Raw genomic sequence first — 14677 nt, 5'->3', positions numbered from 1 at the left:
GGGGCGAGAGATGAACAATGCACTACCGGCGGATTTTTTGTGGGGTAACTCGGTCTCCAGCATGCAAACGGAAGGGGCCTGGAATGAAGGGGGCAAAGGGATGTCGGTATACGACATTCGCCAGCCCGCGGAATTCGCTTCTGACTGGAAAGTCGCGACCGACTCTTACCACCGCTACCGGGAAGATTTCGACCTGATGCAGGATCTGGGCATGAACTGCTATCGCTTTCAGATTGCCTGGAGCCGGGTATGTCCGCTGGGTGACGGCGAGTTTAATGAAGAGGGGATTGCCTTCTACCACCAGTTTATTGATGAACTGATCGCCCGCGGTATTGAGCCGATGATTTGTCTGTATCACTTCGATATGCCCCTTTCGCTGGCGGAGCGCTATAACGGCTTCACCGATCGCCGCGTCATGGACGCCTTTATTCGCTACGGCCAGAAGATGATTGCGTGCTACGGCGATAAGGTGAAGTACTGGCTGACCTTCAACGAGCAAAACCTCTATCACATGCCGGAGGCGTTTCTCATTACGGGCTACCTGAGCGGCGAGAAAACCCTGCGTGAGCTGTATCAGATCCAGCACCACGTAATGATGGCCCACGTTCACCTGACCCACTATCTGCACCAGGTAAAACCGCAATGTCTGATGGGCGGTATGCTGGCGCATGCGCTGGTCTATCCGGCGACCTGCAAGCCGTGCGACATTCTCTGCGCCCAGCAACTGGATGAGTTCTTCAATCAGAATCTGCTCCGCGCTTTTGCCGGAGAAGGCTACAGCCCGGAAGTGATGCACTTCGTGGCACGGGAAGGTTTTCACGAGATCTATCGGGAAGAGGATCTGGCGCTGATGGCGACGGTGAAAGTCGACTATCTGGCCTTCAGCTACTACGCCAGCCGCACCCTGGACAGCGACCCCATTCCTGCCGGGACGCCGGTGAACAACTATATGTTGTTCGGCGATCGACCGAATAGCTGGCTGAAGGCGACGGAATGGAACTGGCAGATTGACCCGCTCGGATTTCGCATGATTATCACCCGCTACTACAACGACTGGCGTTTGCCGGTGTTCCCGATTGAAAACGGGATTGGCGTGATTGAATCATGGAATGGGGAAACGCCGGTGGCCGATGATTACCGCATTGCCTACCATCGCGATCACATCAATGCCATGAAAGAGGCGATAGTTGAAGATGGCGCGCAGGTGATCGGCTACCTGGGGTGGGGATTGATTGATATCCTCAGTTCTCAGGGCGATATGCGCAAGCGCTATGGCGTGGTCTATGTGAACCGTGAAAACCACGATCTCAAAGACCTTAAGCGCGTGCCGAAGAAAAGCTACGCCTGGTTAAAACAGGCTATCCATAGCAATGGCGAAGTGATGTAGCGGGGCGGCAGGCGGGCGTTTGGTGTATTCTTAGGCCCGCCAGCGCTTGCGCTAAACAGAACGCATCCAGAGAAAATCATCAATAAAAGGACGGGGAATGACGGCGAAGTATCTTGCGATCGCGCGGGAAATTAAAAAGCGAATTATCAGCCAGCAGTACTCCGCCAGCGCCCCGTTACCCGATCAGTTTGCGCTGGCGGCGGAATTTAACACCAGCAGGATGACAATTCAGCAGGCGATGCGCCAGCTTATCGTGGAGGGACTTATCTATACCCGTAAGGGGCAAGGTACCTTCGTACGGAAGAATTTTCTGCAGCTTTCACAGTGGGAGCTGCCGGGTAGCGACTACTTTGGTGCCACCAAGACCTGGGAGCATCTGGGCGAAGTGACCAGCCAGGTTATCCGCTTTGAGCTGCGCTTTGCGACGGAAAAAGAGCAGACCTCACTGCTTATCGACGCTGATGCTCCGGTCTATGATTTTGTTCGTCTGCGGGTGCTTAATGGTGAGCCGGTGTCGCTGGATATGACGGTGATGCCCGTGGCGCTGGTTCCTGGGCTGAATAAAACCCATCTGGAAAGTTCGGTATTTCGCTACGTGCAGGAGACGCTGGGGCTGAAGCTGATGGGTTCATATCGCGTGGTGCGGGCGATGAAGCCGGAGACGCTGGACCAGCAGTACCTGAACTGCGGCGAGTGCGACCCGGTGCTGGACGTGGAGCAGGTTATCTATCTGGAAGACGGGACGCCGCTGGAGTATGCCCATTGCCACTATCGCTACGATCACGGCGGCATTATTCTGGTGAATAACGGATAAAAAAGGCGGGTATCAGGCCTGATGCCGATCGTTTAAGGGGCAGTTGACCGAACCGGCAGAGGTGTAAGAATCAGTCATCTCACAGAGATTGCCGTTTCTATGCGGCTTCAACATATCTGTAGGAGTTCCTGTCCCGTAGGTCGCTGTTAAGCCGGAGATTTCGTTTTTACGGTGGTGCACGAACGTTTGTTGTTGTCAGAACGGTGGAATGTTCCGTTCACCACAGGTCCCGCGCCTCCCTGTATCCTGCGCGACAGGTGAACGGCCCAGGGCCGGTTTCGCCCGGCCCTGGGAACCCGGCATTTCGGCAAGAAAAATCGTCGCTACGCGATACCTTCGTCTCCGCCGTCTGGCTGTTCGGGGACGGCAAGATGTCACTTCCGCAGCGGGTGCGAGAAAAGTGCCGGATTCATCGTGAACGGAACATGCCACAAAAGTGAACGGAATACTCCGCAGAACACATGCGCCAAAGTACGAAAAATACTTTCACGCAAACCACCGTTTACCGGTATCACTCTGGTCCGCGATAGACAAAAAAAATGCTGGTCACCTTTAAGTGACCAGCATTAGGCTCCAGGCCTACTTTTTTACGCCGTTGCGTCAGAAAATCAGTTCAGGCGAACCGGCATACCGGAACGGTTCTGGACAGCCTGCTCAACAACGGTCTGATCGACGTCGGACTGGCCGGTGATCGCCTGGACTTCTTTGGTCAGAGTAATCGGCACGATTTCACCGCCCTGGAACTGCGCTTCGGTGGTGGACAGCGGGTTATGTACTTCAACATAACGGCTTCCGTCCGGCTCGGTCGTGGCTTTTACCGGTTCATCGATAAACTCAACGCGGGTGCCGACCGGCACGTTTTCAAACAGGAATTTGATGTCTTCGTTACGCAGACGGACGCAGCCGTGGCTGACGCGCAGCCCGATACCAAAGTTAGCATTGGTACCGTGAATGGCGTACAGACGACCGATATACAGTGCATACAGGCCCATCGGGTTATCAGGGCCTGCCGGGACAACGGCCGGCAGCGGGTTGCCCGCCGCGACGTATTCCGCATGCATTTTCGCGGTCGGGGTCCAGGTCGGGCCCGCTTTCTTACGTTCTACTTTGGTGACCCACTTAATCGGCGTATCTTTGCCCAGCTGGCCGATACCAATTGGCAGCACGATAACGGTGTTGGTGCCTTTCGGATAGTAGTAAAGACGCATCTCCGCGCTGTTGATCACGATACCTTCATGCACGGTATCGGGCAGAATCAGCTGCTGCGGGATATTCAGCACGGTGCCGCCTTTCGGCAGATAGGTGTCTACGCCCGGGTTAGCTTCCAGCATGTTGGACAGACCCATCTGGTATTTGGCTGCGAAATATTCCAGCGGCTGTTTGTTGTTATCAGGAACCGTAACCACCTGGTTCTGACCAATCAGTCGGCTACCGTCGGTCGGCAGCGGATAAGTGACAGCGGATGCAGTGTTGCAAAAGCCGACGAGGGCGAAGGCTGCCGCTAAGAGTGTCGATATTTTCATATTCTTCATGTCGTGTGCAGTGTCAAAGCCACACAGGCCTTTGTCAGATTATTCAGCTAATAGATGGGAGCGCATTATATGTGCATTCCATCCTACAGGGAAATCAGATGTGTACGAAATCACACTTTTTTGCCAGTTGTTTCAAGTGTAGTTCGCCGCCCTAAATTTTTAAGGCAAATCGTGGCAGGCAAAAAAGCGGTGCTTACCCTTCAAGAAACCTTAAGCGTAGCGCTTCTCGTGCTTCTGCCGTGAGCTGATACTCCTGCTCCAGCCATGCATCTACGCTGGCATAGCGCTCGTGAATCGCCGACAGCGCTGCCGCGAGGTACGATTCATGTACCGTCAGGATCTCGGCCAGATTCTGCCGCCCACGAGGAGTCAATTCGTCACCGAGCGCGCTGAGGATCCCAGTCTCAACCTGGTTCAGCATGCCGTGAGTGAGCAGGTACTCCTCCATCACGACAGGCGTGTCGCAGCCAAGGGCGAACAGCGTCAGTGCGCAGCCTACGCCAGTACGGTCTTTACCCACCGCGCAGTGCTGCAACAGCGCACCGTCAGCAGGCTGCATCAGCCAGTGGGTAAGTTGACGCCAGGCGGCGTTGTTAAACGGCAGCTGGCGATAAAGCTGCAACATAAACTGCCGGCCGTTCATGGCATTGAGCGTTGCGGCGTTCAGCTCCGTGACTTTGGCGTTGACATCGGACGTCAGCGGATTAGCGGGCGCATTGAGGTAGTGCATCCGTTCATTCAGCCTGTCGGGGCTGCGCTGAACTTCGTGCGGATCGCGGTAATCAATGACCCGGGTCACAGGCAGAGCGTCAAGGTGGCTCAGATCCTCGGCGGTGATTTCATGCAGCGAGCCGGAGCGCAATAATTTTCCCCGGCGCACGCGGCGACCGTCGGCGGTATGCAGGCCACCGAGATCGCGAAAGTTGATGCCGCCCTGAAGCGATAAGAATGCCGGATGGCGGGAGTGTGTCGTCATAGGTTCCTTCCAGAGTAAGGGAAAAAATCAACTATCGCGCAATTGAATCTCGCAATATGAGAGAGACCGTATCATAGACGATGCCCGCGATTTTATTGCAAACCGTGAAAAGTGATGGCTTTGCTGGCATAATGTCCGATGTATCACACTTCTCATTCTCTTTTTTCAGGATAACCCCGTGCTAGTATCCAGCAACGTCACCATGCAGTTTGGCAGTAAGCCGCTGTTCGAAAACATCTCCGTCAAATTTGGCGGCGGCAACCGTTACGGCCTGATTGGCGCCAACGGTAGCGGTAAATCCACCTTTATGAAGATCCTCGGCGGCGATCTCGAGCCGACGTTGGGCAACGTCTCTCTCGATCCGAATGAACGTATCGGTAAACTGCGCCAGGATCAGTTCGCTTTTGAAGAATTCACCGTGCTGGATACGGTCATCATGGGCCACGGTGAGCTGTGGGAAGTGAAGCAGGAACGCGACCGCATCTACTCTCTGGCGGAAATGAGCGAAGCAGACGGCTATAAAGTCGCCGACCTGGAAGTCACTTACGGCGAGATGGACGGCTATTCTGCCGAAGCGCGCGCCGGCGAACTGCTGCTGGGCGTGGGGATTCCGGTCGAGCAGCATTACGGCCCGATGAGCGAAGTCGCACCGGGCTGGAAGCTGCGTGTGCTGCTGGCGCAGGCGCTGTTCTCGAACCCGGATATTCTGCTGCTCGATGAGCCGACGAACAACCTGGACATCGACACCATTCGCTGGCTGGAGCAGGTGCTGAACGAACGTGACAGCACCATGATTATCATTTCGCACGACCGTCACTTCCTGAACATGGTTTGCACCCATATGGCGGATCTCGACTACGGTGAGCTGCGCGTCTACGCCGGCAACTATGATGATTATATGACCGCTGCGACCCAGGCCCGCGAACGCCTGCTGGCCGACAACGCCAAGAAAAAGGCACAGATTGCCGACCTGCAATCTTTTGTTAGCCGCTTTAGTGCTAACGCCTCTAAATCTCGCCAGGCAACCTCGCGTGCCCGCCAGATTGACAAAATTAAGCTGGATGAAGTGAAAGCCTCCAGCCGTCAGAACCCGTTCATTCGCTTTGAACAGGATAAGAAGCTGTTCCGTAATGCGCTGGAAGTGGAAGCGCTGGCGAAAGGGTTTGACAATGGCCCGCTGTTCAAAGGGGTTAATCTGCTGCTGGAAGTGGGCGAAAAACTGGCCGTGCTTGGGACCAACGGCGTGGGTAAATCTACCCTGCTGAAAACCCTGGTGGGTGAGCTTGAGCCGACCAGCGGCAGCGTTAAATGGTCTGAAAACGCGCAGATTGGTTACTACGCGCAGGATCACGAATACGAATTCGAAAATAACATGACCGTCTTTGACTGGATGAGCCAGTGGAAGCAGGAAGGCGATGACGAGCAGGCCGTGCGCAGCATCCTTGGCCGTCTGCTGTTCAGCCAGGACGATATCAAAAAACCGGCAAAAGTACTGTCCGGTGGTGAGAAAGGTCGCATGCTGTTCGGTAAGCTGATGATGGAAAAACCGAACATTCTGGTGATGGATGAACCGACCAACCACCTGGATATGGAATCGATCGAATCGCTGAACATGGCGCTGGAAATGTATCAGGGTACCCTGATCTTCGTTTCTCACGACCGTGAGTTCGTCAGCTCGCTGGCGACCCGCGTGATTGAAATTACGCCGGAGCGCGTGATCGACTTCACCGGTAACTACGAAGATTACCTGCGTAGCAAAGGCATCGATAACTAATTGCCTGCCATCCCGGCACCTCAGCGTGCCGGGATAACGTTTGCCACCCCCCTTTTACCTCAACCTTTCAGCAACAACTTCGCAATAAATTTTGCGCCCCTTAATTTGCCCATTTTTCCTGCACAATACTGTGAATAAATAGTCGCTGAATTGTCGGCTGCAGGAGGGGGCCATGAACGCATTTTCCTTTAATAATGGCGTGGCTGAATCCCGTCTTCTCTGAATCTGAACGGGGTAGCGTGCAATGATTATCGTCCTGACTTTACTGAGTCTGGTACTTTGCTGTGTACTGATTGGTTTGCTGATTGCCTCAGTCTGAGGGGGGGATATCTGGTGGGCTTGTACAGTGAACCGGGCAGGTATGTGTCAGCGCCTGCCCGGCAAAATATGAAGAGCGGTTTAGCGATGACGCACGGCTGCGGCCGGAACGGGGAAACCATTGCTGGTGGTCGAGGTGCTGGTAAACGTCCCAGGGCCATAGGCCTGCGTAATGGCCGTATCGTTTTCATCAGCCGCAAAACGGCTGAGGGCCGTCGTTTTGGTCGTTGCCGAAGGCAACGGGATTTCGGGAGAGGGTTTCTCCTGAAACGCCAGTGCGCTGGTGGAACACAACGTCAGCGAAACAATAAGAGCACTCAATACTTTCATCGTCAGAGGTCCGAATGTGTGAAGGGGCACTCTTACGGTATAACCGGCGTATAAAAAACGCCACGGGGCCTTACAGTTGTGGCGTATTTAGTTACAGGTGGACATCAATTAACCGCGCCCCTCCGCAAGGGAAGGGCTCCGGGGGTTACTTCAACTGCCATTCTCCGGCTTCGATACCGTTTATCAGTAGCTTGCGCCTTTCCCCGGTGGGTAACGTCACTTTCAGCGCTGGCCAGGCCGGACAATAATGACCGCGGGTGCTCACCTGTAGGTTGATGGTGCTGGCGTCGCAGACCATCTCCCACGTCAGCCACAGCGCATTGCCTTCCTGATAGCCCCAGCTTTCGCCGTCGTCCTCAAACAGCAGACCATGTGATGAACCCACGCCTTTCAGCGGGAACAGCTTCAGTTCGCGGCTGTCGTCCTTTGTCGCATCCACGTGGGTGATGCGTTCACTGAGCGGCAGCCCGGCTCCTGCGCGAACCAGCAGCGGTAGCGTTTCCAGCGGCGCATCTCGCGTTACCCACTGGCCGCCGGAGAACCATTCCCCGCTATAAAAATCGTACCAGCCGGAGGCGTTATCCGGCAGCCACACCCGGCGCTGACGTTGCCCCGGCTCCACTACGCTGGCGACCAGGAGATCGCGGCCCAGCAGGAAATCATCGCACTCCTCAAAGGTTTGTGGATCGTGCTCATGATCGAGGAACGTCGGTCGCAGCATCGGTTCGTCATCGGCGTGGGCCTGCCACAGTAGCGTATACAGGTAGGGCAGCAGGCGGTAGCGCAGTTCGATCGCGCTGCGAATTGCCGGCGTCACTCCCGGGTACATCCAGGCTTCATTGACCGTCTGGTCATCGTTCCACGAGTGGATGGTAAAGCGCGGATGCATCACGCCATTCTGCACCCAGCGCACGAACAGTTCGGCATCCGGTTTATCACCGGAAAAACCGCCGACGTCGTGGCCCACGTTATACAAACCGGACAAACTCATCCCTAGCCCCATGCGGGTGTTATAGCGCAGCGTATCCCAGCAGGTACGGTTATCGCCGCTCCAGGTCTGGACGTAGCGCTGCATCCCGGCGCAGCCGGAACGGGAGATCAGATACGGACGTTTTTGCGTGGCGAAACGCTGCTGGGCTTCCATTGAGGCGCGCATCATCAGCAGCGGCATCACCGGGCGAATATGTTTGATAGCGATGTTTTGGCCAAAACCGTGGCAGCGGGCTTCGCCGTCCCAGACTTCAAATTCGTTATTATCATTCCAGGTAGAATCGATACCCATTTCCAGCAGCTGGCGGGTTACGCCGTCCTGCCACCAGGCGACGGTATGTGGATTGGTGAAGTCGAGGTGCGATCCTTCGTCATCCCAAAAGCTTGAGCGTTCCGGCGCGTCAGTTTCTGAATCGCGGATAAATAACCCTTTTTCCGCCACTTCGCCATAGCGCGGATGGTCCTGCAACAGGCAGGGCTTAATATTGGCCGCCAGCTTGATGCCCGCATCGTGGAAGCACTGGCTCATCACTTTGGGCTGCGGCACCTTGTCATAGTTCCAGTTAAAAACGTAGCGTTTGCCGTTGATAGAGGTGTAGCCGGAAGAAAGCTGGAAAGAGTCGCAGGGGATCGCATGATCTTCACACAGGCGAATAAAATTCATCAGCTGGTTTTGCGCATCCGGTGCGTCGGTGTAGTGCATGGTGGAGCCGCTGTAGCCGAGGCTCCATTTGGGCCCGAACAGCGTTTTGCCGGTCAGGCGCACAAATGCTTTAGTGACATCCAGCGCCCGACGGCCGGTGAACATGTAGTAATCGATATCGCCTGCTTCCGCCTGCCAGCGGCGATAGGCAGTGTGGTAGTTATCAATTTCATTGCCCAGGTCCAGCCAGCAGCTGCTCAGGTTATCGTAGAACAGGCCGTAGCTGATGTCGCTACGCTGGGTGAGAGTAAAGGGGATGTGTTTGTACAGCGGATCGGTACTGACGGCGTTATAGCCCATCGCATCAAGATTACGCATCTCATAGCGTTGCCCATTGCGCTGAAGATTCCCGGCCTTCTCACCCAGCCCATAAAAGCGTTCGTCCTTGCGGCGGCTCAGATAGTGCGCCACGCCGTCGCCGTGGGCGTTGAGCAGATAGGCGCTGGTGGGGCGGTCATTCACCAGTGGAAGCCACTCGCCGTCATCCTGGCGATAGCTCCACTCCAGCCACAGCGGCTGGTGGACGGTGACGCGCAGCTGGCCCGTGGCGACCGTCAGGCTGTCGCTGTGTTGTTCGAGCGTCCACGCGGGGAGGCTAAAGCCGCTCAGATCGTCGCGAGAACGTCCTTCCCACGGCACGTCCTGCTGCGGCGCAATGCTCCAGGTGCGGTCCAGCGCCAACTGACCCTGGCGTTTTAGCAGCACGCGAAACAGGTTCTCTTCCAGCACATACAGGCACAGCGTGTGCTGCTCATCGATAGTCAGCTCAACGTGATGAGCCAGCTGTTGGTGTAATGTCCAGTGTTTAAGCGTTTTCATCTTTTTTGTATCCACTCTCAGGCGCGTTTGGCGCGACGTTCAGCAATAAATGTCACCAGGAAGATGGCGCCAATCAGGTCAAAGAACCCCATGGCGATAAACAGCGGGTTGAAGCCAATTTTGTCGGCGGTCACCCCGATTAATAACGAGAACAGGAAGCTGGCGATCCAGGCCGCGGAACCGCGCATGCCGTTGACCGTCGCCATCTGGCCTTTATCAAATGACTCCACCACCAGTGCGCTCAGCATGCAGGAGATAATCTGGTGGCCGAAGCCGCCGATAGAGATCAGCACGATGGTGATGTAGGGATCGCGGGTGATGGCGACGAGAGCCAGCGAAATCATCAGGAAGGCGCCGGTCACCGAACTGGCGACCACCGAGTTCACGCGGCTACAGCCGAACCAGCGGGTATACAGTCTGGTCAGATAGCCGCTGACGACGCTCCCGAGGTCGGCGGCGAGAAACGGCAGCCAGGCAAACATCGCAATCTGTTTCAGGTCCATCCCGTGCTCTTTAGCAAGGTACAGCGGTACCCAAAAGCTCAGCACTGCCCAGGCGGGTTCAGCCATGAAAGCCGGAATCGCAATCCCGTAAAAACGCTTATTTTTTGAGACGGTTTTAAGCGCGGTGAAGAACGGCAGCTTAACTGCCGGCGGCTCGTTGTCCTGGCGAATGAACGCCAGCTCGCTCTTACCGAGGTTAGGGTGCTTTTCAGGGTTGTTATAAAACACCCACCACAGCACGACCCACAGCAGGGCCAGCACCCCGGTAAACATAAAGGCCCCTTGCCAGCCGAAGGAGGCGTGGGCGAAGTAAATAATCGGCGGTGCGAGCATTGCGCCAATCGAGAAGCCGACACCTGCCCAGCCGGCGGCGATCGGGCGTTCAGATTTCGGGAACCATTCACCGATGGTTTTGGCGTTTGCTGGCGTAGCGGCGGCTTCTGCCCCGCCCATAAAGAAGCGCAGAATGGCCAGATGCAGCCAGCTACCGGCACCGGCGTGAGCGATACAGGCGATAGCCCACAGCGTGGCGCAAATCATAAAGCCAATTTTCAGGCCGATCACGTCGATGAGCCAGCCGCACAGCGGCTGGAAGAGGGTATAGGCCAGCTGAAATGCACCGACGATCCACGAATACTGTTCGGTGGTGATGCCGAGGGTGGTTTTCAGCTCCGGGGCGATAATCCCCAGCGAGTTACGTGTGATGTAGTTGACGGTGACGCCAAGTAAAAAAAGGACCAGCATCCACCAGCGTAAATTTTTGACCACCCGCCGGGATTGACTGGCGGTGATATCGTTGTTGAGGCCTTGACTCATAGAACTCTCCACAAGTTTTTTTTATGTAGGGTAATGACCGGCTCATACATCGAGTTGTCATACCGGTTCCTGTAATGTATTGAATAATATTGTTTTATTTATTTTTCTTTGTGCGCAACTAGTATGGAAGTTATCGGACCAATTCAGGTTAGGTGAGAAAACGAACGGGCAGTAGCGTTATTTATGAAAGTTTTTTCACAAGCTGGCGAAATGCTCACGGAAGAGGCAAGGATTTACTTGATAAGCTGGGTTCATCGATGATGAAAATTTTTTCATTTTGAAGATGGAGCTGGATCACAAAATGGATAAAAAGCTAAAAATTGCTGAGATCGCCGCCCGAACGGGCATGTCCGCAAGCACCGTCTCCAGAGTGCTGGCAGGAAAAGCGAACACCAGTGAGAGGGCCCGCCAGGCCGTGCTGACGTGTGCGCGCGAAATGGGGGTTCTGGAGGGTATCGCCGCCGGACGTATGCTGCTTAACAGCCTGGTGGTCTTTGCACCGCAGCGGGCGTTTGATGAGCGTTCTGATATCTATTATTACCGGGTTATCCAGAGCATCCACCATGCGCTGGGCGCCCATGAGGTACGTCTGCGCACCTGCGCGCTTGAGGAGAATGACAGTGATGCCAATCTGTTCCTGGCCCGCATGAATGAGCCGGAAACCGAAGCGGCGATCCTGCTGGGTATTGATTGTCCGCATATTCACGATCTGGCGGCAGATCTGGCAAAACCCTGCGTGCTGCTCAACTGTCGCGATGAAGGGATGCGTCTGCCCTCCATTGCCCCGGATCACCGGCTGATCGGCCAGTTTGCTGCCCAGTATCTGTTTGAAATGGGGCATCGGGCGGTGCTGAACGTGATGTGCCTGCGTCGTTACACCATGGATCTGCGGCTGGCAGGCATCAAAGAGGCCTGGCGGATGCGCAACCTGCGCTTCACCGACGGGCGGGATCTGCTTACGGTCGCCAGCTTTAGCGCCAGGGACACCGAAGAGCGGGTGGGTGAATGGCTTGACGCACAGGCGGGTAAAACGCTGCCGACGGCATTTCTGGTCGGCGGAGATTTTATGGTCGCCGGAACGGTCAGTGCATTGCAAAAGCGGGGGCTCAGGGTGCCGCAGGATATCTCAGTGATGAGTATTGACGGTTTCAACCTGGCAGCGATTCAGGATGTGCCGCTGACTGCCGTCCACGTCCCACGGGATGAGCTGGGCACGGAAGCGGTGCATATGATCCAGCAGCGGCTGATTCGCCCGAATGCGCCGCACGGCTCGCTGCTGTTGCACGGCACGCTGGTGGTGCGGGATTCGGTACGGCGGATACGCTCCGGTAACCGCCATACCGCGGTGGTGCAGGCCGGGCTCTACGACGACTAGACGACGATACCCAGCGCCCGTTTACCGTGGATGTTGAGATCGGCGAGGGTAAAACGCTCCTGCCAGTCAGCCTCATAGTCTTCGCGGGGGAAGTCCCCCGGCGACGCGCCGTTTTCCAGAGCCACTTTAACCTTCTGCGCATAGGCGAGATTTTTCTCGCACATTGGCGCGGCGGGAATATACATCACGTTACCCCAGCCCTGCTGGTTTTCCACCGGCGCCACCGAGTGAATCACATCGCAGTGCCACCACACCGAATCGCCGGCGTTGAGCGCCGGGATAGAACTGAGCGCTTTGATCAGCAGCGGGTGCCATTTCTCTGAAATGGGGAGCACTTTGCCTGGCGCCACGCCGCACAATTCATCATCCGGCACGTCGTCCAGTAGCGGGCGCAACAGGACATACGCCATCGCCTCTGGAATCGGCACTACGTGCAGCAGTCCCTGATCGGGAATCATATCCGAGAGCGCGGTCCAGCCCTGGAAAGTGCGGAAGACGGAGCACTTGGTGGTGTTGTCGACGGTGTACTCTTCAACTTCGGTACGGTGCGCCGCATCCCACGGATCGTAGGCATCGATATTACCGTTAAAGACGTTGGCAAAGACGCGCTGATAGGCCGGCAGTAGCCAGCGTTCCAGGGCACCGGAATCGGTATGCGCCCCCAAACCTTTTGACGTGGTTCCCGGCGGGCGACGGCGGATGCGATCCGGATAGATGACGCTGACGTCCGGGTCGAACCACTGCTTGCCCTCATGGTTAAAGGTCCACAGACGATTAAGGAAGGATTGCACGGCCGCCATCTCATTGCTCTGGCGCGCCTGCATCTGTGCCTGCGACCAGTAGATCGGGTAAATTTCCGGGCGCGAGGCGTCCAGTGAGCCGAAGAAAGTGTCGCCAGGGCCTTTGTAGACATCGTCGAAATGGTTACGGTCAAGATACTCAAGCATGGCGTTATCCCATGCCAGGGCCCGCTCGCGCGCGAAGTGGCCTTTGATCACCGCGCAGCCGCGACGCTTAATTGCTTCGCGTTGGGCATTGCTGACTTTCCCCTCGGCGATATCGCTGAACGGGATCACCGGCCAGACATCTTCGCCCCGGGCTTTCAGCGCCTCGATCTCTTCCAGGCGGGCGACGATCCGCGCGGTCAGACGATCGAACACCGCCTGCACGTCACCGATTTGCGCGCGCAGATGCTGTTTCATTTGTCGGATTGCCGCTTTGTGGTCGGCGGGTAATGTTTCGTGGGTATAGATAGCAGCCATGGTGACCTCACTCATCTTTCATTCGAAAGTATTAAATCTTACAAACGTTAATTTAAGTTAAATTTAAGTTAATGCAAGTTTAAAAATCAGAGGGGGCGCACAAAATGGAAAAACCGGGGCAGAAGGCCCCGGTCAGCGGTCAGAGAGAGAAGGGGGGAGTCTTGTCGAGAACGGCCTGAATCACCTTCAGCGCGCCGTGATGGTTGTTATCGTCGGTCGTGTAATCCGCGATGGCTTTGATACTTTCGGCGGCGTTGTCCATAGCGTAAGCGTACTTCACCAGCTTCAACATTTCTGCATCGTTGCCGCTGTCACCAATGGCGACGCACTCCTGCGGCGAGATCTGCCAGCGTTTGAGCAGGCGGCTGATGCCGTTCGCTTTATGCAGGCCGGGAATAATTAAATCGACAAAGCCGAAACCGCTGGTCACGGGCTTCATGATGCCATCGAGTGAAACGTGCAGTTTATCGATAAGCTGCGGGATATCGCTATCCGGCAGATTAAGGGAGAATTTAAACAGCGTGTCATTAATGTTCTGATAATCGCTGATTCGCTGCAAGCGGTGGTAGTGCTTCGACATCAGGGCGACGAAAGCATCGGGAGCCTGGTCGCTGACGTAGGCGCTTTCCAGGCCACAGGCGACAAAATTCAGCTGGCTGTCTTTCAGCAGCTCGCCAATCACCACCTGGGACTCATGACGGGTCAGCTCGCCGTGGAACAGCTGTTTGCCGTGTTCATACACCAGTGCACCGTTTTCGGCGACAAAAGAGATCTGCTCGCGAATTTCCGGGAAAAAAGAGATCAGCTGATAGTACTGGTTGCCGCTGGCGACAACGAATTCAATACCTTGCTGCTGAAGCTGCGCGAACTGTGCGAGAAAACGCGGGCGATCGTACTGCTTGGCGTCATTGAGAAAAGTTCCGTCCATATCGGTGACGATAACTTTAACGGTCATAACAAATGCTCCTGGCTAACTTCGACCAGTAACATTCTAATTACAATGTGACCTGAAGCACAAATTTATTTCGAATGAAAGTTTGTTTGCTGTCTTTTGTGTCGGTTACTGCGGTGGTTTCGG

The 14677-nt window shown here is 55.6% G+C and carries 11 protein-coding genes; 4 read left to right on the top strand and 7 right to left on the bottom strand.

The features are described 5' to 3' along the window. Positions 1–10 precede the first annotated feature (10 nt). The gene (locus ACMYSK_RS11050; RefSeq protein ID WP_434642985.1) at positions 11–1387 is read left to right on the top strand and encodes a glycoside hydrolase family 1 protein; all 1377 of its coding nucleotides are present in this window, start codon (positions 11–13) and stop codon (positions 1385–1387) included. Positions 1388–1484: 97 nt separating this feature from the next. Continuing rightward, the gene (locus ACMYSK_RS11045) at positions 1485–2201 is read left to right on the top strand and encodes a GntR family transcriptional regulator (protein ID WP_434642983.1); all 717 of its coding nucleotides are present in this window, start codon (positions 1485–1487) and stop codon (positions 2199–2201) included. Positions 2202–2809: 608 nt separating this feature from the next. Here the strand turns inward: ACMYSK_RS11045 and ldtB are convergent. Then, the gene (ldtB, locus tag ACMYSK_RS11040) at positions 2810–3724 is read right to left on the bottom strand and encodes a L,D-transpeptidase (RefSeq protein WP_434642981.1); all 915 of its coding nucleotides are present in this window, start codon (positions 3722–3724) and stop codon (positions 2810–2812) included. Between the two features lie 202 nt (positions 3725–3926). Beyond that, positions 3927–4709 carry a tyrosine-protein phosphatase gene (locus tag ACMYSK_RS11035; RefSeq protein ID WP_434642980.1) on the bottom strand — a complete coding sequence of 261 codons (783 nt, stop codon included), beginning with the start codon at positions 4707–4709 and terminating at the stop codon, positions 3927–3929. A 178-nt stretch (positions 4710–4887) separates the two neighbouring features. Between ACMYSK_RS11035 and ACMYSK_RS11030 the strand changes: the two genes are divergently transcribed. After that, positions 4888–6483, top strand: a complete 1596-nt coding sequence (locus tag ACMYSK_RS11030) for an ABC-F family ATPase (protein ID WP_434642978.1) — start codon at positions 4888–4890, stop codon at positions 6481–6483. 399 nt (positions 6484–6882) lie between these two features. Here ACMYSK_RS11030 and ACMYSK_RS11025 read toward each other — a convergent pair whose 3' ends face one another. The 3 genes from ACMYSK_RS11025 to ACMYSK_RS11015 all read right to left on the bottom strand — a co-directional run bounded on the left by ACMYSK_RS11025 (position 6883) and on the right by ACMYSK_RS11015 (position 10962). Beyond that, positions 6883–7131, bottom strand: coding sequence for a hypothetical protein (locus ACMYSK_RS11025; protein WP_434642975.1), 249 nt, complete (start codon positions 7129–7131; stop codon positions 6883–6885). Between the two features lie 145 nt (positions 7132–7276). Continuing rightward, positions 7277–9643, bottom strand: a complete 2367-nt coding sequence (locus ACMYSK_RS11020; RefSeq protein WP_434642973.1) for a TIM-barrel domain-containing protein — start codon at positions 9641–9643, stop codon at positions 7277–7279. 17 nt (positions 9644–9660) lie between these two features. Continuing rightward, entirely contained in the window at positions 9661–10962 is a 1302-nt protein-coding gene (locus tag ACMYSK_RS11015; RefSeq protein ID WP_434642971.1) for an MFS transporter, read from the bottom strand. Positions 10963–11245: 283 nt separating this feature from the next. Between ACMYSK_RS11015 and ACMYSK_RS11010 the strand changes: the two genes are divergently transcribed. Next, positions 11246–12337 carry a LacI family DNA-binding transcriptional regulator gene (locus ACMYSK_RS11010; protein WP_434644042.1) on the top strand — a complete coding sequence of 364 codons (1092 nt, stop codon included), beginning with the start codon at positions 11246–11248 and terminating at the stop codon, positions 12335–12337. Here ACMYSK_RS11010 and ACMYSK_RS11005 read toward each other — a convergent pair. Both ACMYSK_RS11005 and ACMYSK_RS11000 read right to left on the bottom strand, forming a co-directional pair. Next, positions 12334–13599 carry a DUF1479 domain-containing protein gene (locus tag ACMYSK_RS11005; RefSeq protein WP_434644039.1) on the bottom strand — a complete coding sequence of 422 codons (1266 nt, stop codon included), beginning with the start codon at positions 13597–13599 and terminating at the stop codon, positions 12334–12336. The two genes, ACMYSK_RS11010 and ACMYSK_RS11005, sit on opposite strands and share 4 nt — an antisense overlap. Positions 13600–13738: 139 nt before the next feature. Beyond that, on the bottom strand, positions 13739–14554 hold the full coding sequence (locus ACMYSK_RS11000; protein ID WP_434642969.1) for a Cof-type HAD-IIB family hydrolase: 816 nt from the start codon (positions 14552–14554) through the stop codon (positions 13739–13741). Between the last annotated feature and the right edge of the window lie 123 nt (positions 14555–14677).

The sequence above is a fragment of the Klebsiella sp. I138 genome (assembly GCF_051131765.1).
GTDB lineage: Bacteria > Pseudomonadota > Gammaproteobacteria > Enterobacterales > Enterobacteriaceae > Klebsiella.
Note: the sequence above shows the minus strand (reverse complement) of the source record. Positions and strands in the feature narration are given on the sequence as shown.

Coding starts and splice junctions, on each gene's coding strand:
- ACMYSK_RS11050 (WP_434642985.1), top strand. CDS start 11: ATGAACAATGCACTACCGGCGGATTTTTTGTGGGGTAACTCGGTCTCC.
- ACMYSK_RS11045 (WP_434642983.1), top strand. CDS start 1,485: ATGACGGCGAAGTATCTTGCGATCGCGCGGGAAATTAAAAAGCGAATT.
- ldtB (WP_434642981.1), bottom strand. CDS start 3,724: ATGAAAATATCGACACTCTTAGCGGCAGCCTTCGCCCTCGTCGGCTTT.
- ACMYSK_RS11035 (WP_434642980.1), bottom strand. CDS start 4,709: ATGACGACACACTCCCGCCATCCGGCATTCTTATCGCTTCAGGGCGGC.
- ACMYSK_RS11025 (WP_434642975.1), bottom strand. CDS start 7,131: ATGAAAGTATTGAGTGCTCTTATTGTTTCGCTGACGTTGTGTTCCACC.
- ACMYSK_RS11020 (WP_434642973.1), bottom strand. CDS start 9,643: ATGAAAACGCTTAAACACTGGACATTACACCAACAGCTGGCTCATCAC.
- ACMYSK_RS11015 (WP_434642971.1), bottom strand. CDS start 10,962: ATGAGTCAAGGCCTCAACAACGATATCACCGCCAGTCAATCCCGGCGG.
- ACMYSK_RS11010 (WP_434644042.1), top strand. CDS start 11,246: ATGGAGCTGGATCACAAAATGGATAAAAAGCTAAAAATTGCTGAGATC.
- ACMYSK_RS11005 (WP_434644039.1), bottom strand. CDS start 13,599: ATGGCTGCTATCTATACCCACGAAACATTACCCGCCGACCACAAAGCG.
- ACMYSK_RS11000 (WP_434642969.1), bottom strand. CDS start 14,554: ATGACCGTTAAAGTTATCGTCACCGATATGGACGGAACTTTTCTCAAT.